Here is a 19,831-nt window from a genome sequence, read left to right on the forward strand (position 1 = left end):
ACGTTCGAGAAGAACTGGGCCGCCGCTCAGCAAGGGCAAGCGGCCTGATTGCCTCGGTTATGGGATTCGTGAAACAGGGGCAAGGTCAATCCTTTACGTCCGTTCTCGATGTCGTGTACAAACTTCTCAATGGCAAAGAGATAGCGTGAAGCGTAGCCTTTGTGAATGACCACTTGCCTACGTCCATCTATATCGGTTTCTTCGAGGTTCATACGCTCATCAAGGCGAGCGATTACCTCCAGTGCTTGTTGGTCTTCATTAACTTTGCTCATGGTCGAGTGATGATATGTCGCCACCCCGAGGGTGACATGGTTGATGTTCCGTCTCTTGTTCAGACTTTGCCGAGTAGCCTGCTAGCGAATCTCAGCTATACGAAGAGCAAGAGACATTCTTTTTTAGTGTTGATCAGTCGATCACTTCTCGTTACTCCATCCGTTTCGTGCAGACGAGAGAGTGTCTTGTTACTCACGTCGCTTAGTCTATGGACAGCCCATGCTTATGAGATGGATGCACCTTGTCTTTCGCATTGGAGCCGACGTAGACCTTTGACATGAATATCGCCATCCAATCATGATGAATCATTCAATTCTTTTGATATTGATATTCCATAGGAAGCAAAAACCAAGCATCATCCAATCACACGGGAAACACGGCATTTGATCATCAATACCCAGGAGCAGCGCGGTTATTCATGACGCACCTCATATACATACTTACGCACGCAAAAAAAAGCATATGAACCATCAGCAAGCACATGGAACAGGGATATAGCGTTGTGCAGATGCCTATAGTCGAGAACAAAGCCGCTCGCCAGGACTGCACACAGGGCGCCCCGACCAGGATTGCTTTTCCATGCTGAGCGTGGTAGAGATTCATCACCGCTCGGAGTGTTTCGCCGCCGTCCAAATTGGTAACGACAGAAATTGATCGCGACTTCTGCGACTGTTGCGGAAGTCGCAACGGATTTGACGAGCCAGCAAAAATACGCCACCCGAAGGTGGCGCATATTCAATAGTAGTTCAACGAATTGAATCGAAGCGGATTCATGCCAATCATGTTCTTATTAGCACCCTGATCCTTGAACACATTGATCGATCCTTGAGCCATCAGAGCTTCAATCACTGGCTCTAGAGCGGCCTTAGATCGAAGGTGGTTCGGACCATTCCGCAGCACGTGATTCTTGGCTACGCATGGCAATCCTACCTTCCAGTAGTTGAGGAACAGAAATCGCTCCAACTCAGTCATGCTCTGCTCCATCGAGAATGTATTGAATTGCGGCGAGAACAATCTCTTGTACTCGTGCAAGTGCCAGTTCACGATAGCCATCGCAGAATTCAGCGTGGCTTTCGTTATCTTTCCTTGCTGCTTCGTGAAGCAATGAAGGATCGCAGCGACACGAGCCAGCATCTCATTTGCCTTCGATGCAAAGTCATGGACGTCACTCAGATACTGCCACGGTTGGATTTGCCCCTCCAGGTGATTGAACAATCGCACCCATTCCGCTGCTGCCTCGGGATCGAACTCCAGTATCTCGCGCTTCACTACACCTGACTTCCTTTGTGTAGTGTAGCTATCCAGCAACTCCTTCACACGTGCATGGAATGCTGGGAGACTGCGCCACTCTTCATCGATGTAGTTGATGAATCGGAAACCTTGAGTAGACAGAGGTGCACCTACCAAGTATCGCGCCCAAAAGCCTGAACCACGTGCCACCGCACCACGATCTTGCTGATAGACATCAAGCACGGCATCTTGCACCATGAGGTTAACCGTGATGCGAGGCTGCCTGGCGATGATGCTACCGGTGCTAAGCCGATCGAACACCAGCAGCTTTGCACCATCCCAACCTTTGTTACGCAATCCTGGTCGGCTCATCAGACCACCCTTGAGCACAACTTCACCTTCGTCTGTCGTGATAGCAATGGATCTGCCTTCACCTTCCAGACTTTTCATCAATGCTGGTTCAGTTGCAACCTGATGAATGAATCGGTGTGCTTGAGGTGGTGCCGGCTCGTTCTTGATATGCTCATCCAGTCGCCGCCGTAGGTCTTCGGTATCCTCCCCGTGCCGGACTGCCTTGGCGATCATGCTCCTGATTGTTGATTCGACGGTCTTCCAGTACCGATGATCCGCCTTGTACTGGATCAGGTCTTGCTGATGTTGACCAATGCTTGCCTCGTCGTGAGCATAGATCGGCTCCCCAACAATCTTGTCAGTGGCAGTTTTCCGCTCCCCAGACTCAGCTTTGATCAGTATGTTCAGCGACACCGGTACGACTGCACCGAACGGAAGCTTGACATCGACTAGCCCTTGGCATGCAATCGACATTGTTGCAAGAAAAGATGTAGCGATGAGTGCGTCCGGCGCCTTGATCTTTTCCATCACTTCGTATATCGCCTTCGCAATCTCCGACGGAAACACATAGATCGGATATGCAGGCGGATTATAAATTGCAATAGCAGTCGTCATAAAATCTCAAAATAATGGGGCGCCGAAGCGCCCCTGAATTAGTCAACCGTGTTCTGCGTGTGCTCTCACAAGCTCGTCCCATTTCTTCCTGAACGTGACCGGTGAGTATTTCGCTCCTAGCTTTTCGTAATGCTGGCGTATCTTGGACAAGCTCACGCCCGCATTGAATCGCTCCAAGGCTTTCAAGAAATGCTCTTTTAGAATCGCTTCTTTTTGAGCCTTATTTCCTGAGCTGAGTTCGTCCCAGCCACCATCAACCTCGATGGATTGGCTTTCAGAGCCCTCCTTCCCTGAAGCCGCATTCACTTGCCGAGTGAGCTGCTCTCGTTCAGTGAATGCATCTGCTATTGATTTCCTATCGTCGCTCATGTCTTATTCCTGCCCTGGATTGGATTTTTTCTTTAGATAATTGGCTGCCGCTTCACCCAAGATGCGAGTCGCGCTGCCAATTTTGAACGGCTTAGGAAGATCGCTCCCCTCGCGCTTCCATTCTTCATAGATCCACGACTTTGATTTGGCGATGATCGAGCAAAATTGCTTGACACTCAGAACCGGTGGAATTTCATCCAACGTCATAAAACACCTTCCATTTGCATGGACGACAGCAGATCGCGCTAGAGCGCGTCAGTAGTGCTGCATCCGTTGTTAAAGAGCGAAGGTGTGGCCCAGCTACCGTCCGTGAGCCCCACCTGACCTGCCTGCATCGACCTGTGCTGTCCTGCACTGCACTGAACGATGAGGCCATGGTAGGGAGGTCCCGAAACCGCTCCCAGACGTCTGCTAAAAATAAAATTTGGGCATAAAAAAACCCCTCACAAAGAGGGGTTATGGGGACAGATCATCGGGCGAGCTAGTCTTTGGGCTTGACTGAGTGCGGGAACTTGTCGGGGGCTTTCTTCAGCCATCCCTTGATCGTTCGCGCAAGGTTTCCGGTTTGTAGGCCGCGTTCTTCGACGAATGCCGAATGCTCTCTTGTCAATTTATCCGCCACTGCATCGACAGCTTCAGTGCTGGTGCTCCAACCCTCTGGCCGCAACTCTCGTAGAAGCTCCGCTACCTTCTCCTTCACCTCTTTGTAGCGCGCTGCTTTGCCGCCGCCGCCCGTCTGCGCTCGTTCGACAAAACGGCTCGCCGGATCGGCAATCAGCATCTCATCGCGCGACCAATAGACACCCCGCTCAACACTGCGCGACGCCTGGTCCAGGTCGTTCCTCGCCAATGCCTCAGTGCCCTCGATGACATAGGCCATCGCCATGACAGGTGCAAAGAAGTGCGCGTCATATCCGTAACTGGCGATCGCTCTCATTGGAATTTCACTGCGAAATTCCAAATCTTCGGTTGAGCGACCTAATTTCATCGCCTCTCTGAGTGCATCCAACCATTCCCGCCACTCCTCAACGAGCGAATGTGTCGAAATGTAATTTTCGACGGATGCCTCAATGGCTCTCAGTTTTTCCTGCAACTCGGCAGACGATTCAAGAGGACCGATGCGCTTACTCGGCGGCGGCTCGAGGTTCCACCCTCCGTTTTCAGCTCGGGTACCTTCCATCGTAATTACGACGGGCTCCTCCCCCCTCTCTCGATACATCGTCACCGTCATCCTGAATCGGACTGCATCTGTATTTTTGAGAAGATCCCAAATCACCTTGAGCTTCTTCTCCGCCACCAGTAGAAATTCCGGTTTTTTAATTTTCATGCTCACTCCATCGAATTAGGTCGGCGTCCTCAGCGTCCCCCGTGGAAACGCTCGAATGACAGCCAGCCCCCGATACTTCAACAGCGAGTCACTTTGTCTGCGTGCCGGTATCTGCCTTGAGTTTTTCTAGGTAATCGGCCCATTTCTGCATCATTGCGCGTCGCTCCTTGATAAACTTTGTCCGGTTGTATGCCTTGCCAAGATTATCGGGAACAGCATGCGCGAGCTGATGCTCGATTACCTCCGGCTTTTGCTCCAGTTCTTCGTGAAGAATCGTGCGCGCCATCGCTCGGAAGCCGTGCCCCGTGATTTCGGTACGTGTGTCATAGCCCAATCGACGAAGGGCCGCATTGACAGCTGCATCGCTCATCGGACGCAGGGCTGACCGAGCGCCTGGAAACACGTATCGTCCACTACCCGTCAGTGCGTGAAGTTCTCGCAAAATCTGAATAGCCTGTTGGGCAAGCGGCACGAGATGCTCCGTCTTGGTCTTCGTCACGAGATAGCGCCACTCGCCCTTATCCAAGTCAAATTGCGCCCATTCAGCCTTGCGGAGTTCACCTGGTCGAGTGAACAGCATCGGCGCCAGCCTAAGCGCACATAAGACCGGAAACGTGCCCGAGAAGCCATCAAACGCTCGCAACATGGCACCGACCTTCTCGGGATCGGTAATCGAAGCAAAGTGAGTGGTTTGAGCCGGCGGGATCGCGTCTGTGAGGTCGCGCGCCGCGTCGACCTTGCAGTACCCCTCCTTAATTCCATAGCGGAACACTCGACTGATCTCACTACGCACCTTGTGAGCGGTGAACCGAGCACCTCGGCTGTCGATGCGCTTGAGAATAGTCAGAACTTCGGGTGCATCGATTTCTGCTATCGGACGCTTGCCCAACCAGGGGAATACATCCTTGACGAAGCGCGCTTTGGTCTTTTCCCACGAACCCGATGTGACATATGGCTTGCGCTCGTCCATCCATCCTAGCGCAACCGCTTCGAACGAATTCGTTGCGGCAAGCAGCGTCGCTCGCTTAGCGGCCTTCTTCGCCTCGCCAGGATCGACACCGCCGGCGAGCGTCTTTCTCGCCTCATCTCGCTTCTCTCGCGCGGCGGCAAGCGGAACATCGGGGTAGACGCCCAGAGCGAGACGCTTCTCCTTACCAGCAAAGCGATATTTGAATCGCCAGTATTTGCCCCCTGATGGAGACACTTCGAGATACATGCCGCCGCCATCAGCGAGGCGGTACGGCTTTTCGCGGGGAGAGGCCTTTCGGATAGTGACATCAGTCAGCGGCATGGTGCACCTTACAGCCCGGAAGGGGGCACTTTTTGTCAGGGGCATCAACCGTCAATCAAAATTCCCCCGAAAGTGCCCCCGCATGCCCCCGGATTCACACGGGCTAGACTGGACAAGTCAGGAATAAAAAAACCCGTGAAGCCTTATGCTATCACGGGTTTCAGGATTTCCGAGGACTCCCTCGGAGGGGTATTTGGTGCCGGCTGCAGGACTCGAACCCGCCACCTGATGATTACAAATTTTCAATTAAATCAATAAGTTACTGATATTTAAGGGAAAGTGACCGTAACGCAGCACAACCCAAATTACTTTATATTCAGTAGTTTAGCGTAAGTGAGCGGAAGCTGAAAAAACCTAGCTGTGTACCGTCATTGTACCGAGGGCGCCGCTCAGCCGACGCGTCAAGCAATCGCAACGCGCTGCCGGAACCACTCGGCAAGCTGCCCTTCATCGATCTTGCCGGCGGCAACGCTTTCCATCGTTCTAACCGCGTCGGCCGAATCAAAGCGCAAGCGGTAACCATTCTCGGCAAGAAACAGGCGGGCGGCAATCCACGCGGTCCGCTTGTTACCATCCGCGAAGCCATGATTCCGAGCCAAGCCATACGCATACGCAGCCGCCAGTGCCGCAGCGTCCGCCTCACCGTACATATCGAGGTTCTGCGGCCGCGCCAACGCCGACTCCACAGCACCAATGTCGCGCACGCCATCCAGGCCGCCATGCTCCGCCAACTGACGATCATGCACAGCATAGATCAGGTCCGCACGAATCCATCGCCAAGCGGTCACTTGGCAAGCGCCCGCAAGATATCGCGATCGTCATGCATGATCTCTTCCGCCAGTCTCATCTGGCGCTCGAAATCGGGGTCGTATGGTGTAATCCGATAGCCGCCCTCCGGCGCTTCCGTCAGATACACCGTGTCCCCCTTCTTGACCTTAAGCCGTGCCATCGCCTCCTTGGTCAGGATGAAGCCGGCTGACGCCCCTACTGTCGTAACCTTGAACGTAAGCATTGCAATCTCCGAGCGCTATATAATTTTTATTATATAACACACTAGGCAGTCCGTACACCCGCAGGAGTTCAATCATGAGTACCAAGGCAACCCTCTCGCACCATGATTTCAACGACGACGAGCCATCGTGGCATCTCTACGAAGAGATATTCGAGGGAGGCGTAGTGTATCTGGAGCTTCGCGGCGTAAGTGCCGAACTGCGCACGCGTGACCAAGGAGCAGGGGCGAATGTCACTTTGCGCCTACCAATCGAAACAGCCAAACAACTCGGACTCCATACCTGCGTTCCGCCAGAGAAGTGGAAACACGTGTGCAAGGACGCGGACGCGCTGCGCGGCGACTGAAAAGCAGTCGAAAACCACTGGTTCGCGGTTGTATCCAGTCACCGACCAACCAGCGCGCGCCAACCACGTCGCAGCAGACCACTGCGGCGAAGCCTCGGGTCGGGCTCCGGCGACGCCGCTGGCGCAACGAAAAAACCTTCGAGTTCGACCATCACCCCAATCCGTCGCAAATAGTCTTCGCCCAAGACTTGGGGGTGATAGGAATGGTTGCCGACAAGATCGTTCGGGTGAATGAAAGCAGCACGTCCCACCAGTTCGGGAAGGTTCCGGACGAGCCCAAGCGTGGTTGACAGTGTCAGGTCGATGATTTCTCTACTTGGCAGAGTCAACCACGCGTGCAACTCCAAGGCCCGCGATGTGGGACGCCCGGCATCTAGCATCGCCTTCAAGTTCTCCGCCCGCGTGTGAAAAACCGGACCACGGCCCAAATTGACGTAGCCGAGCGTGTACGTCAGCGGGACCCCCAGCACATCCTGCAACGGCTCGCGCAGAAACGAGCTGACAGCGAAACATTGCGCAGCCACATTTTCCGCTTGCATACGACCAAGAACGGCCTGAGCACAGTTGGTGACCTTCGCACTGGTCGCCGGCGAAACGTATCGTTCGCTTGCACCGTTACCCTCTCGGCACGTCAGCCCCCAAGATCGCGTTCGCGCTGCCGCTTGTTCAAACTCTGCCTCATACGCCATGTCAGATCTAACCCTATTACGTGCTGCCTCTCAACAGCTTTAGAAACGGTGCGTAGATGTACAGCGCGCGATTAATAAGCGCCAGATTGGCTGGCATGATAGCGCGGCGCTCCCCAATGACGATATCAAGCTGCTGTTCCAGCGCCTCAACGCGCTCAGCGTTCGGTTCTGCTTTGTCCTGCTCGGCGTCGATCTCACCGTTCAGGTAGCCGATGTACTCGGCCAGCGTCTCGGTCGCAGCTTCCAAGCGGGCGGTCACGGCAGTGAGCGATCGGACCATCGTCATGTTCTATGGTTCCTTCGTTGCTGTTTCCCCAAGCGCTCGTAACGCGCCAGTTTCTCGGCTTGTTCTGCCGGGTCGGGTTTCATCAGGCGGTCAAGCTCCTGCATCGAGATCGGTCCGCGTGACGTAGGTGTTTCCGACGAATCTGTATCGTACGAAACAAGCTCTTCGGGGTTGGATGATGCCGGCGTCGGTGTGCCGGCCGACCGTGAGCCGACAGGCTCCGCCTGCCGCACCACGGCCTTTGCTTGATGCTTCTTTCGGTATCGGTACAGGTACGTTTTCAGCGTCTGAAACGTCAGGTCGAACCCGGCTTCGGTCAGCGCCTTGTGAATCGTCCCGAGCTGCACACCTGCTGCGAGCTTCTTTTCGATCTCCGGCATCACTTCCCGTAATTGCGCCGCTTTCGTGGTCGGCTCCGTCTGCCTGACTGCCTGTTTTGCGTCTGGCTTCGTCATTGATGCCCCACCATCGTCATATTGTTGTCTAACTGTACCCTAGTTGTATTCCAATCGTCTGCCTATGGTCAACCTTTTGACCTCTATTCGTATCCAGTTAGTCCTCTCCCTGTTCACGCACTGTCTACTTTTTGTCGTCGTCGCTCCTACGGCCTTCGGCCTATGCGACCTGTACGCCCTTAACCCCTAGAGATTCTGGTCCTTAACAGGCCCAAAATCTCAATACACAACACGCACCCCTCCGAGGGTGCCAACCCTCTGAAAACACAAGGATATTTCGAAAATCGCACGCGAAATCACTATACGATTGCTATACAAATTTGCTTCTGGCATTTGATTTTGCTATGTTTACGTGTATAGCAATCAGTATACGGAGGCCCGATTCCAATGAGCACGACGAAACCTATCCCAATTCGCTACTCTGACGACGAGCGGCAGCGGCTGGAGGAAGCGGCAGCACTGGCGGGATACAAGCACCTTTCGAAGTACATCCGCGACAAATCACTCGGGCGAGGCGGCCACACGGAAACAAGCCGCGATAGCGTGGAAGCGTGGGCCGAAAGGCAGGAGCTTATCGGTCGACTGGCGGAGATCGAGAGGACGCAGAAAGGAACACATGCGCTTCTGTCCATGCTCTTGTTTCTCGTGCGCAAGAAGGCGACGAGCGGCGAGTTCAACGATCTAGTTCTCGCCTGCGAAAACGCAAATATGCCAACCGACATACTCGAAGCAGGATCGCCAGACTTGGCGGCTCTGCTATCTCGCGTTACTGAGAACGACTGACCTAGAGAGGATTATTGGCTACGCTGCCTTTCGCTACGGCGCTACCGATTTCACGTCAGGCAACGCCAAGAGCAAGTGCGGCGGCGCCCACGTTGCTCTTGAGCAACATGAAACGGGCAGCAGTCAGTTAACGCACCCCTCCAGACAACCTAAGCCATTGAAAAATCGAAGAAATCTCCAATAAAAATGCTATACATTTGTTATACAAAATCATAGAGATACAGCATAGATACGTTATACACGCAATGCCGTAATTTCTGAATACCCTTATAAGCCTCTGTAAATAGATGGAAACTGCTTACTCATAAACCGTAATCTTCCGTTGCAGATAAGAACTTGGAGCTATCCACGTGAAATCAACGGAAGAAATGCTTATTCAGCGTTACAGCGGTTCACCGCTATTAACGCTTTCTCAGGTTGCCGAGGTTCTAGATCGGAGTCCTGAAGGGCTTCGTGTAACCCTGACGAGAGATTGCGAACTCTCGCGCCGACTGCGTCCGGCTCGAATCAAAATCGGTCGGCGCGTGCTATTCCGCACCGCACTCATTGCGCGTCTGATCGCCGAAGAAATCGACGGGGGCGAGTGACATGGGCCGTCAACGCACGATTGATGACACCGCATTCTGGCGTTCTCCACGTATGGCAGGGAGAACGCAGGAGGACCGGGCCACTCTGTCATATCTGCTGACCTCGCCGTTCAGCAACATCATTGGCGTGTATCCGATTGTTCCGCGCATTGCCGCCTCGGAGATGGGGTGGGATACCGACTCGCAGTTGATCCCTGTTCTTCGCCGCCTACGCGAAGCCGCCTTTATCGATTTCGATGAGAAGTTGAGTTACGTCTGGGTCAAGATCTGGTGGGACCATAACTCGGCCAGTATGTCCGTTGCGGGAACGTTGCGACAGCGGACGTATGAGCAGATCGCCGCCATCCCCGGTCACTGGCGCGACGCCTTCGTTGAAGATCTTTTGTCGCGGCTTCCGATCAATACGAAGAAGCTCGGCAATTTACGGGCGCTTGTGCAGAGTGCGCTATGCCCGCAAGACACTCATCCCGATAGGGTATCGATACCCTATCCCTGCCCCACCAATAGTGGGCTCGTTAACACTACTACTAACGTTAACTTTAACTCTAACACTACAACTACCGCGCCGCCCTCACCGAGCAGTTATGCACAGTCGCATAGCGCAGCGGCGCTATTGGATGGGATCGTTGTCTTCCCACATAGATTGACGGCCTCGGACAGGTCCTGCGTCTCCGACATTATTCGAAGCGCGCTATCTGGCGCTCCTGCACGGGATGTCCAGCTCATGCTGGACGAGTTGTCAGCGGCAATGGATTCCGGCGAAATCAAAAAGACGCCGCCCCAGTACTTCATGGGGCTGGTGAAGCAATACGAGAAGCAGCAGTTCCATCCTGCCCGCGCCTCCCGAGTTGCAGAGCGCCGCGAACGCGAACAACAACATGTGAATAGCCCGCAGCACGCCAGAGCCTCACCTACGCCGCCAGATGTGGCCAGGACGCACCTAGCTCAATTGAAACGACAGTTTCCCGCCAATTGAAGGAGCCCGACATGCAATTTCTGAATTCCACTCTCGTCGTAGCTATGGCTGTTGGCAGCTTCGGTACCGCATTCGCCGGCGGCATTCCAACCTTCGACGTTGCTTCGGTCATGCAATTACAGCAAACGGTCAAGCAATTGCAGGATCAGTACAAAACCCTCAAAGATCAGTACGCGGCCATCACCGGCAGCTACGGTCGCGGAGCGATAGGCTTCGGCGATTCGGTCAACTCCGCCTCGGTCGTCCCTGGCTCGTGGCAAGAGGTCGTGGCCATGCAGAAAAGCGGGGCCTTCGGTGCGAAGCAGGACTACTACGACAAGCAAATCCAGCCGATCAGCTCGGATACCTTCCAGTCCAAGCAGGGCGCAACGTCGTACAAGATGAGCACCGATTCCGTGCGGGCGGCACTAGCCGGCGGCGACGCACTGTACTCCGAGATTCAAACGCATCTCAACAATCTCACTGCGTTAGGGCGGAACGTCGACGCTACGGCAAACCTGAAAGATGCGCAGGATCTGCAAAACCGCATCGCAACCGAAAACGGCCTGTTGCAAACCGCTATGGCAAAGCTCAACGCGATAAATATGAACCTGCAAGCCAACGTGCTCAACGAACAGAACCAGTCGGCAGCACGCAACGCCACCTTCTTCGACGTCAAGTGAGGGGATCACAATGCACGCCGCTTTTTCGTTGCTCCCTCTTGGCCTGATGGCTAGCCTGCTCGTCGCCAGCCGGACGGCCCGGAAGTGCCTGAAATGGGCTCTTGGGGCGCTCCTGCTTGCCTCCCTATGGTCATGCACGCCCGAAGGCAATCCGCTGCTCTCAGCGAATGCCGCTGCCTTCAAGATGGCACTTTCTGGAAGCATGGGATGGAGCGAATGCGCCGCAGTGCTGTACGGCTATCAGCTTCCAAACGCTGATCCCAATTTGCTGCCGAACATCCCAACGTGCATCGGAATCGTGCAGCGGAACATCTACCAACAACACCGCGTCGAGCTGACCCGTGATGACATCGTCAACGAGAAGGTTCGCCGTCGCTTTGCGGAGGCCATGAAAAATGAGTGATGCGACTTTTACTCCTAGCGCGTTTATCGCGAGCTTCGAGATGATTCCGGAGGCGTTCCTGCAGAACACCTATCCGGCCGTGGCAAACGTGCTGTCTACGCCCGTGTATCTTCTCGCGGTGATGTATGTCGCATGGTATGGGTACTCCGTCTACGATGGGCGCGCTGCGTCCGGCGCCAAGGATCTTCTGGCCCGACTGCTGACCGTCACACTGGTACTTGGCACGCTCAATTGGGGCGGTTTCGCAAGCCAGCTCTACCACATGACCATCGAATTGATGAATGGGATTGGTGGAACGATCATCAGCGGCCAGCCAGTATCGAGCACGTTGGACGGCGTGATGGCCCAATGCAACAAGATCACCAATGCGATGCTGAGCGCCGGCCTCAGCAACATTGGCATCGTGATTTTGGGTATCTTGATCTACGGCGTGACGGAAGTCTTCCTGATCCTCGCATCCGTCTATATCGTCATATCGAAGATCATGCTCGCTATCGTCTTCCTGCTGCTGCCGCTTGTCATCGCCAGTGTTTTTTGGCCCGCTACACGACAATGGTTCATGAACTGGGCGAGCATGGTGCTCAACGCAGTATTCATCTACATCCTGACATTCGCCGTTCTCAAATTCGGGTTCCAGTTCGCCGACACGTATTTCCAAAAGGCGCAGGGCCTGACCGGGCTCGACGCAGCTTCGCTAACGTTCTCGCAGATCGCCTTCATCTTCCCAACGTTTGGAGTGCTTTTCTTGTTTCTGCTTCAGGTCAAAGGCTGGGCCGCCTCACTGTCCGGCGGCGTCGCGGTACAAAGTCTAAGCCTGCTAAATCGTTTCCGTGGCCGATGACATTTCTCGCATGCGAGAAATGGAAGGACACCCGAGCTACCTGGCCGATTCTCGCATGCGAGAATTGACCGGCGACGCAAGCGGCCCGAGAGGATGCACTAACATCCTCAGGGCCTGACCAATACTGACCTTTTCTTTTCAAGAGGCCGGAAATGGCTGCAACCGATACTAACCTCCCCGTCGCACTTACATCAACTCGCGACGGATGGGCAATCACCTTTACGTTTCAAACCATTCATACCGCGATGGATTTTCTCGACGAGAACGGGATCTACGAATTCGAGCTAGATGTTCCCCACAGCGGCAATGTCATGCTCGTAACACGAAAGTTTGACCGTGACGCTCCGATTGTTCCCGCCGATTCCGGCTGCGCAGGCGATTCGACTGTAATCGTCGTCTGAGGCGGTTTTGTTTGGCCTAGTTGGTTACATACTGCCGAAAAAAGCTGGCTTGCAGAGGGGGCCTGCCGGATCAGTACGCGAGGAGGCCAACCGCGGCGGTTATACCCGCTGCTCGGTCCCGCCGGCCGCGCTAGCCGCGCGACAACGACCCGAAGTGCGGCAACTCTTTCACGTCCCCAAAGGGGCCCCCTCTGCCCTCCGTTTGAGGCGGGACACTCCCGACGCTAGACGCCGACGTTCGATTTTCTCGCATGCGAGAAAATAGTTCGATGGTCCCGCCAAACTATGCATGCTTTTTCATCCGGTCCAGCTTGTCGACCAGACCCTCGTCCTTGCATGAGCGTAGGATGGTAACGCCTCTCAATTGAAGGCCATGCTCGAATATCAACCCGTCACCGTCCAACAGGCCATCGCGTGCACGTGTGATCGCTGTAGCCGCCGCCTGACGCCGTCCGACATGGAGTGGCACGAAAAGTTGTCGCTGTCTTTCACGGGCGGCTACACATCAGTCTTCGGGGACGGCAGTCAAGTCAGCATTGACCTCTGTCAGCAATGCATGAAAGAGATTCTTGGGCCGTGGCTGCGTATCACTCATGGAGACCAGTCGGGCAGCCCTGACATTTCCGATGCGTAGGTCAAACGTCACGCTTCAGCGCGAACCGCTCATTTCCTCATCCGATCCAGTTTTTCGACCAGATCTTCGGCCCGAAGGTGGGTGTATCGCTTCAGCATCTGCATCGACTTGTGCCCGCTGATTGACGCGACCTCCTGGTCGCTCAGCCCACCCTCGACCAGTTGGCTAACCGCCTCATGGCGTAGATCGTGAAAATGTAAGTCAGCTAAGCCAACTGTCTGCACGATGCTCGCCCAGAGCTTCTGAAACACGTAGGGCTTGCGCTTGCCATCTCGCCCCGGCTCCCCGAAGAACACGAGATCGACGTCAATCGGCCGGATAGGATTGTCCAGCGCTGAGCGCAGGATTTCGACCGCCACGCGAGTCAACGGAACCAAGCGCGCGGAGCCATTCTTGGTGTCCTTGAGGGTGACAACCCTGCGGTTCAGATCGACTTGGGAGCGGCGCAGGCCCGTGATCTCGGATGAGCGCATACCCGTTTCGACGGCCAGCCGCACGATCCATCCGAGCATCGGATTGCTATGGGCGTCGGCGGCCGCGAAGAGTCGTTGCTGCTCTTCCGGCGTCAAGCGCCGATCCCGGCCCGCGCCGGGGCTAGGTTTCCGGATGTTGGCGACTGGATTGAACGTCAGGCCGATCCCCCACTCCTGAATCGCCACCCGGAACAGATGCCCGAGCATCGCCAGCTCAATCCGCACGGTGTTGCTCGACTTGCCAGCCGCCAACCGCTCGTCGCGGTACTTGGCGACGAGTTCGGCACTAACGGCCGCCATCGAATACTTCCCAAAGAACGCAGCCAAGTGCTGCGAGGTGAAGCGCTCGCTGCGCTGCGTGGTCGCCTTCTTGGTGACCGACACTTCTTCCATGTACCGTTTCAGCGCGGCCGACAAGGTGAGCTTTTCGGAGGGAGCACGCGACAGATAGACACCCCGGACCATCTCATCTTCGGTTCGGCGAGCCCAATCCTCGGCATCGCGTTTGGTGCGGAAAGTCTTGATCGTGGTCGGCCAACCGTTCTTGCGAACGATGGCTTTCCAGTTGCCCGAATCTCGTTTTTGGATGACGGCCATGATGCCCTTGCGACGGCTCAGTGTACCAATACTGTACCGGGAGGGCCTCAAAAGCATCAAGGGGTTACGCAATAATCGCGTAACCCCTTGATTTTATTGGTGCCGGCTGCAGGACTCGAACCCGCCACCTGATGATTACAAATCAACTGCTCTACCAGATGAGCTAAGCCGGCAAGACTGACGATTCTACCTCATTTCACGATCTTGAGGCGCGGCCGTCCGCCTTTATTCGCACCGTCACCGTCGGACATCGGCGGATCGCCGGCGCCGTCAGGATCGTCGGCCGCCGGTTCGGCAGCAGCCGCCCCCTCCGCCACATCTTCGGCCACTGCACCGCGCCCGTCACCCTGGCCGCCGTCATCCGCCGCGCTTTCCCCGTCCTCGCCCAACTCCGCCGCGACATCGACCTGGAACGCCATTCCCTGCCCATTCTCGCGCGCATAAATCGCGAGCACATTGGCAACCGGCACCTCGATCTTGTGCGCCTTGCCGGAGAACCGCGCGGTAAATTCGATCCATTCATTTCCCATCTGCAACTGGCTCGTCGCCTCGAAGCTGATGTTCAATACGATCTCGCCGTCGCGCACGAACTGACGCGGCACGCGCGTCGCCTTGTCGACCCGCACCGCGATGTGCGGCGTATAGCCGTTATCCGTGCACCATTCGTACAGCGCGCGCAGCAAATAAGGCTTCGTGGAAATTTCTTGCATCGCCATCCTCGAATGGAAGCGAACAGGCGAGCCCTTGCCGTATCCGCCTCCCAGTCACCCAGCTTAACGACGCATGACCTTTTCGGACGGCGTCAGCGCTTCGATATACGCAGGACGGCTGAAGATCCGCTCCGCGTACTTCATCAACGGCGCCGCATTCTTCGACAACTCGATTCCGTAGTGATCGAGACGCCAAAGCAACGGCGCGATCGCGACGTCGAGCATCGAGAACTCTTCGCCGAGCATGTACTTGTTCTTCAAGAAGATGGGGGCGAGCTGCGTCAGCCGATCGCGGATCGCGAGGCGCGCCTTCTCGTGGTTCTTCTCCGCTGCCTTGCCCTTCTCGTTCTCGAGCGTGCTCACGTGCACGAACAATTCCTTCTCGAAGTTAAGCAGGAACAGGCGCGCGCGCGCGCGCTGAACCGGATCGGCCGGCATCAGTTGCGGATGCGGAAAGCGCTCGTCGATGTACTCGTTGATGATGTTCGATTCGTACAGAATCAGATCCCGCTCGACGAGAATCGGCACCTGTCCGTATGGATTCATCACGGCGATATCTTCCGGCTTGTTGAACAAGTCGACGTCGCGAATCTCGAAATCCATGCCCTTTTCGAACAGCACCAGCCGGCAACGCTGGGAGAACGGACAAGTCGTACCGGAATACAGAACCATCATGTTTGCGTTTCCTCAAAAACCGAAGGCCAGCGCTCGGAAGAGCCGCTGGCTCTTCGTTGCACTGGCCCCACGCCGGTCAAAGCGTGATTACTTGATATCTTTCCAGTAGGCGGCATTGAGCCGCCATGCAAGGAAGGTCAGGACGCCGAGGAACAGCAGTACCCATACGCCGAGGCGCTTGCGGGTCTGTTGCTCGGGCTCGGACATCCAGCTCAGGTACGCGACCAGATCGCCAACGGCGGTGTCGTAATCCACCGGCGACAACGTGCCCGGCGTTACTTGCTGGAATCCGACGAGCTTGCGCACCTTCTCGCCCGTTTCGTCGTCCGTCTTTTCCTCGAATTTCGCAATGCGCTGCCCCTGAAGCTGCCACAACACGTGCGGCATCCCGACATTCGCGAACACCGCGTTGTTCCAGCCGGTCGGCCGCGTATCGTCGCGGTAGAAACTGCGCAGATACGTGTATAGCCAATCGCGGCCGCGTGCACGCGCTTCGACGGACAGATCGGGCGGTGCGACGCCAAGCCAGTTCTTCGCATCGTCCGGCCGCATCGCGACGCTCATCGTGTTGCCGACCTTATCGGTCGTAAACAGCAAATTCGCCTCGATCTCCTTTTGCGAGATGCCGAGATCCGTCAGCCGGTTATAGCGCATCAGGTTTGCACTATGGCAGTTCAGGCAATAGTTCACGAACAATTGCGCGCCATGTTGCAAGGAGACGAGATTCTCCACGTTATCGGGAGCCCGGTCGAGCGGAAATCCGCCTTCGTCGGCCCGCGCGGGCGCACTCGCCAGCAGACATACCGCCACAGTAAACATTGCGAGCGTCAAAAGCAATTTCTTCATACGAATTCTCCTCGCTCGCAACGATCAATGGGGTTTGAACCGCACGCGTTCGGGCGGCTGCTTGAATCTGCCCAGCGGCGTCCAAAACGGCATGCCGAGGAAAAACGCGAAGTAGACGAGCGCGCAAATCTGCGCGATCAGCGTCGCGGCGGGTGAAGGCGGCCGCGTGCCGAGGAACGCAAGCGTCAGGAACGCGGCAACGAAGATCCCGAAAAACACCTTGTGGAAGAACGGCCGGTAGCGGATGGATTTGACCGGGCTCCTGTCGAGCCACGGCAGAAAGAACAGCGTGACGACGGCCGAGCCCATCACGACGACGCCCCAGAACTTCGATTCGGTCGCATACATGAAGACGACGAGCGCGGCAGCGAGCACCGGCAGCGCGATCTTCCACTTGCCGCGCGCGCGAATGAGCGCAAGCACCCCGAGCAGCGCGATGACGATCATCAGCACGATCTTGAACGGATCGGTGGTCGCGCGCAGCATCGCGTAGAACGCGGTGAAGTACCAGACCGGCGCGATTTCGGGCGGTGTCTGCAACGGATTCGCGGGAACGAAATTGTTCGCCTCGAGGAAATAGCCGCCCATCTCCGGCATGAAGAACACGATCAGCGCGAACACCATCAGGAACACGCAGACGCCGAAGAAGTCGTGCACCGAGTAGTACGGATGAAACGGAATGCCGTCGAGCGGAATGCCGTTCTCGTCCTTCTTCGCCTTGATCTCGATACCGTCCGGATTGTTCGATCCGACTTCGTGAAGAGCGACCAAGTGCGCGACGACAAGCCCCACGAGCACGAGCGGGATCGCGATCACGTGAAACGCGAAGAAGCGGTTCAGCGTGACGTCGGACACGACGTAATCGCCGCGAATCCACAGCGACAAGTCCGGGCCGACAAACGGAATCGCCGAGAACAGGTTCACGATCACCTGCGCGCCCCAGTACGACATCTGTCCCCACGGCAGCAGATAGCCGAAGAATGCCTCGGCCATCAGGCATAGGAAAATCGCGCAGCCGAAGATCCACACGAGTTCGCGCGGCTTGCGGTACGAGCCGTACAAAAGGCCGCGGAACATGTGCAGATAGACGACGACGAAGAACATCGACGCGCCCGTCGAATGCATGTAGCGGATCAGCCAGCCCCAAGGCACCTCGCGCATGATGTACTCGACCGACGCGAACGCGAGCGTCGAGTCGGGCTTGTAGTTCATCGTCAGGAAGATGCCGGTGACGATCTGGTTGACGAGCACGAGCAGCGCGAGCGAGCCGAAGAAGTACCAGACGTTGAAGTTCTTCGGCGCGTAATACTCGGAAACGTGCTTTTTCCAGGTGGAAGTGAGAGGAAAGCGCTGGTCGACCCAGCCTAGCAAGCCTGTCGTGGAGATCTCTTTGTTATCGGTCGCCATTTACGCCTCTCCTTTCTCGTCCTTGCCGATCACGAGCGTGGTGGCCGACGTGAACATGTACGGCGGGACGTCCAGATTCTGCGGCGCCGGCTTGTTCTTGAAGACGCGGCCGGCGAGATCGTAGGTCGAGCCATGGCACGGGCACAGGAAGCCGCCCGGCCAATCGTCGGGCAAGTTGGGCTGCGGCCCCGGCGTGAAACGCTGGCTCGGCGTGCAGCCGAGGTGCGTGCACACCGCCATCACGACCAGGATGTTCTTGTGCTCGGCGCGCGACCGGTATTCGTTCGCGCAATACGCGGGCAGTGGCATCGAATACGGGGATTTCGACAGCGGATCGGCGACTTCCTTGTCCGCCTTCGGAACGTCGGCAAGCATCGCGTCGGTGCGGTTCAACACCCAGACCGGCTTGCCGCGCCACGCGACGGTCAGCATCTCGCCGGGCTTCAGCGCGCCGATGTCGACTTCGACCGGCGCGCCGGCCGCCTTCGCCTTGGTGGACGGCGCGAGCGACGCCGCAAAAGGTATGACGGTGGCGACGCCGCCGACGCCGCTTGCCACCGATGTCGCAATCAGCCAGGTCCGGCGACTACTATCGACGTGCTCCTCTTCCTTGTCTCGCATTACACGCCCCAATTCTGAGTTGGATTTTCGTCACGGCATTTCGTACCGCCGCTAGTTTGCTCGAATGGAGTCGTCATTTACAAGAGCCGAATGCGAAATCTCTTCGGACTCGATTATTAATCAAGGGTTTCCCCGAACTATCGGCAAGCACCGCCCGATAAGCCCTTGAGCGTCGCCGCATCCATTTCCATTTAGATGCGGTGCATCAATTTACCGAATTAAACCGGGTTATGAATATCGATAAAAATATGTTCGAGATCGAATCGCTCGGATAAATGGCGGCCGAGCGCCTGAATGCCGAATCGTTCGGTCGCATGGTGCCCTGCGGCAACGAACGCGACGCCGCTTTCTGCCGACGCATGCGTGACGAATTCGGACGCCTCGCCTGTCAGGAACACATCGGCGCCCGCGTCGATCGCCGCGTCGAAATAGCTTTGCGCGCCGCCCGTGCACCACGCGACGCGGCGCAACGGCTGATCCGCATCGCCGAGCACGAGCGGCGTGCGTCCAAGCGTGTTTTCGACCTTCGCCGCGAAATGCTCGAGCGTGACCGGCATTGGCAGCGTCGCCATCCAGCCGAGGTCCTGATCGCCGAAACGGCTGTCGCCGATCAGGCCCAAGCGCTCGCCCAACTGCGCGTTGTTGCCGAGTTCCGGATGCGCGTCGAGCGGCAGGTGGTACCCGAACAGATTCAGGTCGTTCACAAGCAGGCGCTTCAGGCGCTGCTGTTTGCGCCCGGTGATCTGCGGCGCCTCGTTGCGCCAGAAATAGCCGTGATGGACGAGCACCGCATCGGCGCCCCATTCGAGCGCGCGATCGATAAACGCAAGCGAGGCTGTCACGCCGGTCGCGATCTTTTCAATCTTCCGCCTGCCTTCCACCTGAAGACCGTTGGGGCTGTAATCCTTGAACCGCGACGTTTCGAGGGTATTGTTCAAGTACAATTCAAGTTCGATCCGATCCATATAAACCT

At 56.3% G+C, this 19,831-nt stretch carries 25 protein-coding genes and 1 tRNA gene; 8 read left to right on the forward strand and 18 right to left on the reverse strand.

Translation table 11 applies throughout. The features are described from left to right. Positions 1 to 1,008: 1,008 nt before the first annotated feature. From BSIN_RS03150 to BSIN_RS03180, 7 genes are all read right to left on the reverse strand, one after another. Positions 1,009 to 2,469, reverse strand: coding sequence for a YfjI family protein (locus BSIN_RS03150; RefSeq protein WP_077021872.1), 1,461 nt, complete (start codon positions 2,467 to 2,469; stop codon positions 1,009 to 1,011). Positions 2,470 to 2,511: 42 nt separating this feature from the next. After that, positions 2,512 to 2,838 carry a hypothetical protein gene (locus BSIN_RS03155; protein ID WP_077021871.1) on the reverse strand — a complete coding sequence of 109 codons (327 nt, stop codon included), beginning with the start codon at positions 2,836 to 2,838 and terminating at the stop codon, positions 2,512 to 2,514. Positions 2,839 to 2,841: 3 nt separating this feature from the next. Further along, the gene (locus BSIN_RS03160) at positions 2,842 to 3,045 is read right to left on the reverse strand and encodes a helix-turn-helix transcriptional regulator (RefSeq protein WP_077021870.1); all 204 of its coding nucleotides are present in this window, start codon (positions 3,043 to 3,045) and stop codon (positions 2,842 to 2,844) included. Positions 3,046 to 3,319: 274 nt separating this feature from the next. Continuing rightward, the gene (locus BSIN_RS03165) at positions 3,320 to 4,165 is read right to left on the reverse strand and encodes a hypothetical protein (RefSeq protein ID WP_058902248.1); all 846 of its coding nucleotides are present in this window, start codon (positions 4,163 to 4,165) and stop codon (positions 3,320 to 3,322) included. An 88-nt stretch (positions 4,166 to 4,253) separates the two neighbouring features. Further along, a complete protein-coding gene (locus tag BSIN_RS03170; RefSeq protein WP_058902321.1) occupies positions 4,254 to 5,456 on the reverse strand; it encodes a tyrosine-type recombinase/integrase in 1,203 nt (400 codons plus the stop codon). Positions 5,457 to 5,857: 401 nt separating this feature from the next. After that, a complete protein-coding gene (locus BSIN_RS03175) occupies positions 5,858 to 6,244 on the reverse strand; it encodes a type II toxin-antitoxin system death-on-curing family toxin (RefSeq protein ID WP_089339491.1) in 387 nt (128 codons plus the stop codon). Continuing rightward, positions 6,241 to 6,468 (reverse strand): AbrB/MazE/SpoVT family DNA-binding domain-containing protein, encoded by a 228-nt coding sequence (locus BSIN_RS03180; protein WP_018440379.1) that lies wholly within the window; start codon positions 6,466 to 6,468, stop codon positions 6,241 to 6,243. Before BSIN_RS03180 ends, BSIN_RS03175 begins: the two co-directional genes overlap by 4 nt. Positions 6,469 to 6,542: 74 nt before the next feature. Between BSIN_RS03180 and BSIN_RS03185 the strand changes: the two genes are divergently transcribed. Further along, positions 6,543 to 6,812: a hypothetical protein gene (locus BSIN_RS03185; protein ID WP_089339492.1), complete on the forward strand. Its 270-nt coding sequence runs from the start codon at positions 6,543 to 6,545 to the stop codon at positions 6,810 to 6,812. Positions 6,813 to 6,850: 38 nt separating this feature from the next. Here the strand turns inward: BSIN_RS03185 and BSIN_RS03190 are convergent, their stop codons facing one another. The 3 genes from BSIN_RS03190 to BSIN_RS03200 form a co-directional block, all read right to left on the reverse strand. Continuing rightward, positions 6,851 to 7,351, reverse strand: coding sequence for a hypothetical protein (locus tag BSIN_RS03190; protein ID WP_089339493.1), 501 nt, complete (start codon positions 7,349 to 7,351; stop codon positions 6,851 to 6,853). 166 nt (positions 7,352 to 7,517) lie between these two features. Further along, positions 7,518 to 7,787, reverse strand: a complete 270-nt coding sequence (locus BSIN_RS03195; RefSeq protein WP_089339494.1) for a hypothetical protein — start codon at positions 7,785 to 7,787, stop codon at positions 7,518 to 7,520. Then, positions 7,784 to 8,242, reverse strand: a complete 459-nt coding sequence (locus tag BSIN_RS03200) for a conjugal transfer protein TraD (RefSeq protein ID WP_089339495.1) — start codon at positions 8,240 to 8,242, stop codon at positions 7,784 to 7,786. Before BSIN_RS03200 ends, BSIN_RS03195 begins: the two co-directional genes overlap by 4 nt. A 387-nt stretch (positions 8,243 to 8,629) precedes the next feature. On the opposite strand from BSIN_RS03200, the gene BSIN_RS03205 reads away from it, so the two are divergent. The 7 genes from BSIN_RS03205 to BSIN_RS25075 all read left to right on the forward strand — a co-directional run bounded on the left by BSIN_RS03205 (position 8,630) and on the right by BSIN_RS25075 (position 12,895). Continuing rightward, positions 8,630 to 9,025, forward strand: coding sequence for a plasmid mobilization protein (locus BSIN_RS03205; protein ID WP_089339496.1), 396 nt, complete (start codon positions 8,630 to 8,632; stop codon positions 9,023 to 9,025). Between the two features lie 350 nt (positions 9,026 to 9,375). Further along, entirely contained in the window at positions 9,376 to 9,612 is a 237-nt protein-coding gene (locus tag BSIN_RS03210) for a DNA-binding protein (RefSeq protein ID WP_256583560.1), read from the forward strand. A 1-nt stretch (position 9,613) separates the two neighbouring features. Further along, positions 9,614 to 10,588: a hypothetical protein gene (locus BSIN_RS03215; RefSeq protein WP_143757308.1), complete on the forward strand. Its 975-nt coding sequence runs from the start codon at positions 9,614 to 9,616 to the stop codon at positions 10,586 to 10,588. Between the two features lie 11 nt (positions 10,589 to 10,599). Continuing rightward, the gene (locus BSIN_RS03220; protein ID WP_218192393.1) at positions 10,600 to 11,250 is read left to right on the forward strand and encodes a TrbJ/VirB5 family protein; all 651 of its coding nucleotides are present in this window, start codon (positions 10,600 to 10,602) and stop codon (positions 11,248 to 11,250) included. Positions 11,251 to 11,260: 10 nt separating this feature from the next. Continuing rightward, positions 11,261 to 11,653, forward strand: a complete 393-nt coding sequence (locus BSIN_RS03225; RefSeq protein WP_089339499.1) for a hypothetical protein — start codon at positions 11,261 to 11,263, stop codon at positions 11,651 to 11,653. Next, entirely contained in the window at positions 11,646 to 12,494 is an 849-nt protein-coding gene (locus BSIN_RS03230) for a TrbL/VirB6 family protein (protein ID WP_089339500.1), read from the forward strand. Before BSIN_RS03225 ends, BSIN_RS03230 begins: the two co-directional genes overlap by 8 nt. 152 nt (positions 12,495 to 12,646) lie before the next feature. After that, complete coding sequence (locus tag BSIN_RS25075) at positions 12,647 to 12,895, forward strand: hypothetical protein (protein WP_143757310.1); 249 nt, start codon at positions 12,647 to 12,649, stop codon at positions 12,893 to 12,895. A 663-nt stretch (positions 12,896 to 13,558) separates the two neighbouring features. On the opposite strand, the gene BSIN_RS03240 is transcribed toward BSIN_RS25075, so the two are convergent. The 8 genes from BSIN_RS03240 to BSIN_RS03275 form a co-directional block, all read right to left on the reverse strand. After that, on the reverse strand, positions 13,559 to 14,599 hold the full coding sequence (locus BSIN_RS03240; RefSeq protein ID WP_089339536.1) for a tyrosine-type recombinase/integrase: 1,041 nt from the start codon (positions 14,597 to 14,599) through the stop codon (positions 13,559 to 13,561). A gap of 97 nt (positions 14,600 to 14,696) precedes the next feature. Then, positions 14,697 to 14,772 (reverse strand) — tRNA-Thr (locus BSIN_RS03245). Between the two features lie 18 nt (positions 14,773 to 14,790). Beyond that, the gene (locus tag BSIN_RS03250; RefSeq protein ID WP_173678618.1) at positions 14,791 to 15,309 is read right to left on the reverse strand and encodes a ClpXP protease specificity-enhancing factor; all 519 of its coding nucleotides are present in this window, start codon (positions 15,307 to 15,309) and stop codon (positions 14,791 to 14,793) included. 63 nt (positions 15,310 to 15,372) lie between these two features. Beyond that, positions 15,373 to 15,984, reverse strand: coding sequence for a glutathione S-transferase N-terminal domain-containing protein (locus tag BSIN_RS03255; RefSeq protein ID WP_027797364.1), 612 nt, complete (start codon positions 15,982 to 15,984; stop codon positions 15,373 to 15,375). A gap of 87 nt (positions 15,985 to 16,071) precedes the next feature. Further along, positions 16,072 to 16,830 (reverse strand): cytochrome c1, encoded by a 759-nt coding sequence (locus tag BSIN_RS03260; RefSeq protein ID WP_069233686.1) that lies wholly within the window; start codon positions 16,828 to 16,830, stop codon positions 16,072 to 16,074. Positions 16,831 to 16,854: 24 nt separating this feature from the next. Then, complete coding sequence (locus tag BSIN_RS03265) at positions 16,855 to 18,237, reverse strand: cytochrome b (protein WP_059512376.1); 1,383 nt, start codon at positions 18,235 to 18,237, stop codon at positions 16,855 to 16,857. After that, entirely contained in the window at positions 18,238 to 18,858 is a 621-nt protein-coding gene (petA, locus tag BSIN_RS03270; protein ID WP_059512377.1) for a ubiquinol-cytochrome c reductase iron-sulfur subunit, read from the reverse strand. A 218-nt stretch (positions 18,859 to 19,076) separates the two neighbouring features. Beyond that, on the reverse strand, positions 19,077 to 19,823 hold the full coding sequence (locus BSIN_RS03275) for a Nif3-like dinuclear metal center hexameric protein (RefSeq protein WP_089339503.1): 747 nt from the start codon (positions 19,821 to 19,823) through the stop codon (positions 19,077 to 19,079). Positions 19,824 to 19,831 lie beyond the last annotated feature (8 nt).

The sequence above is a fragment of the Burkholderia singularis genome, from assembly GCF_900176645.1.
GTDB lineage: Bacteria > Pseudomonadota > Gammaproteobacteria > Burkholderiales > Burkholderiaceae > Burkholderia > Burkholderia singularis.

Coding starts and splice junctions, on each gene's coding strand:
- BSIN_RS03155 (WP_077021871.1), bottom strand. CDS start 2,838: ATGAGCGACGATAGGAAATCAATAGCAGATGCATTCACTGAACGAGAG.
- BSIN_RS03170 (WP_058902321.1), bottom strand. CDS start 5,456: ATGCCGCTGACTGATGTCACTATCCGAAAGGCCTCTCCCCGCGAAAAG.
- BSIN_RS03160 (WP_077021870.1), bottom strand. CDS start 3,045: ATGACGTTGGATGAAATTCCACCGGTTCTGAGTGTCAAGCAATTTTGC.
- BSIN_RS03240 (WP_089339536.1), bottom strand. CDS start 14,599: ATGGCCGTCATCCAAAAACGAGATTCGGGCAACTGGAAAGCCATCGTT.
- BSIN_RS03230 (WP_089339500.1), top strand. CDS start 11,646: ATGAGTGATGCGACTTTTACTCCTAGCGCGTTTATCGCGAGCTTCGAG.
- BSIN_RS03215 (WP_143757308.1), top strand. CDS start 9,614: ATGGGCCGTCAACGCACGATTGATGACACCGCATTCTGGCGTTCTCCA.
- BSIN_RS03165 (WP_058902248.1), bottom strand. CDS start 4,165: ATGAAAATTAAAAAACCGGAATTTCTACTGGTGGCGGAGAAGAAGCTC.
- BSIN_RS03220 (WP_218192393.1), top strand. CDS start 10,600: ATGCAATTTCTGAATTCCACTCTCGTCGTAGCTATGGCTGTTGGCAGC.
- BSIN_RS03190 (WP_089339493.1), bottom strand. CDS start 7,351: ATGCAAGCGGAAAATGTGGCTGCGCAATGTTTCGCTGTCAGCTCGTTT.
- BSIN_RS03250 (WP_173678618.1), bottom strand. CDS start 15,309: ATGCAAGAAATTTCCACGAAGCCTTATTTGCTGCGCGCGCTGTACGAA.
- BSIN_RS03180 (WP_018440379.1), bottom strand. CDS start 6,468: ATGCTTACGTTCAAGGTTACGACAGTAGGGGCGTCAGCCGGCTTCATC.
- BSIN_RS03265 (WP_059512376.1), bottom strand. CDS start 18,237: ATGGCGACCGATAACAAAGAGATCTCCACGACAGGCTTGCTAGGCTGG.
- BSIN_RS25075 (WP_143757310.1), top strand. CDS start 12,647: ATGGCTGCAACCGATACTAACCTCCCCGTCGCACTTACATCAACTCGC.
- petA (WP_059512377.1), bottom strand. CDS start 18,858: ATGCGAGACAAGGAAGAGGAGCACGTCGATAGTAGTCGCCGGACCTGG.
- BSIN_RS03260 (WP_069233686.1), bottom strand. CDS start 16,830: ATGAAGAAATTGCTTTTGACGCTCGCAATGTTTACTGTGGCGGTATGT.
- BSIN_RS03275 (WP_089339503.1), bottom strand. CDS start 19,823: ATGGATCGGATCGAACTTGAATTGTACTTGAACAATACCCTCGAAACG.
- BSIN_RS03195 (WP_089339494.1), bottom strand. CDS start 7,787: ATGACGATGGTCCGATCGCTCACTGCCGTGACCGCCCGCTTGGAAGCT.
- BSIN_RS03150 (WP_077021872.1), bottom strand. CDS start 2,469: ATGACGACTGCTATTGCAATTTATAATCCGCCTGCATATCCGATCTAT.
- BSIN_RS03200 (WP_089339495.1), bottom strand. CDS start 8,242: ATGACGAAGCCAGACGCAAAACAGGCAGTCAGGCAGACGGAGCCGACC.
- BSIN_RS03225 (WP_089339499.1), top strand. CDS start 11,261: ATGCACGCCGCTTTTTCGTTGCTCCCTCTTGGCCTGATGGCTAGCCTG.
- BSIN_RS03255 (WP_027797364.1), bottom strand. CDS start 15,984: ATGATGGTTCTGTATTCCGGTACGACTTGTCCGTTCTCCCAGCGTTGC.
- BSIN_RS03185 (WP_089339492.1), top strand. CDS start 6,543: ATGAGTACCAAGGCAACCCTCTCGCACCATGATTTCAACGACGACGAG.
- BSIN_RS03205 (WP_089339496.1), top strand. CDS start 8,630: ATGAGCACGACGAAACCTATCCCAATTCGCTACTCTGACGACGAGCGG.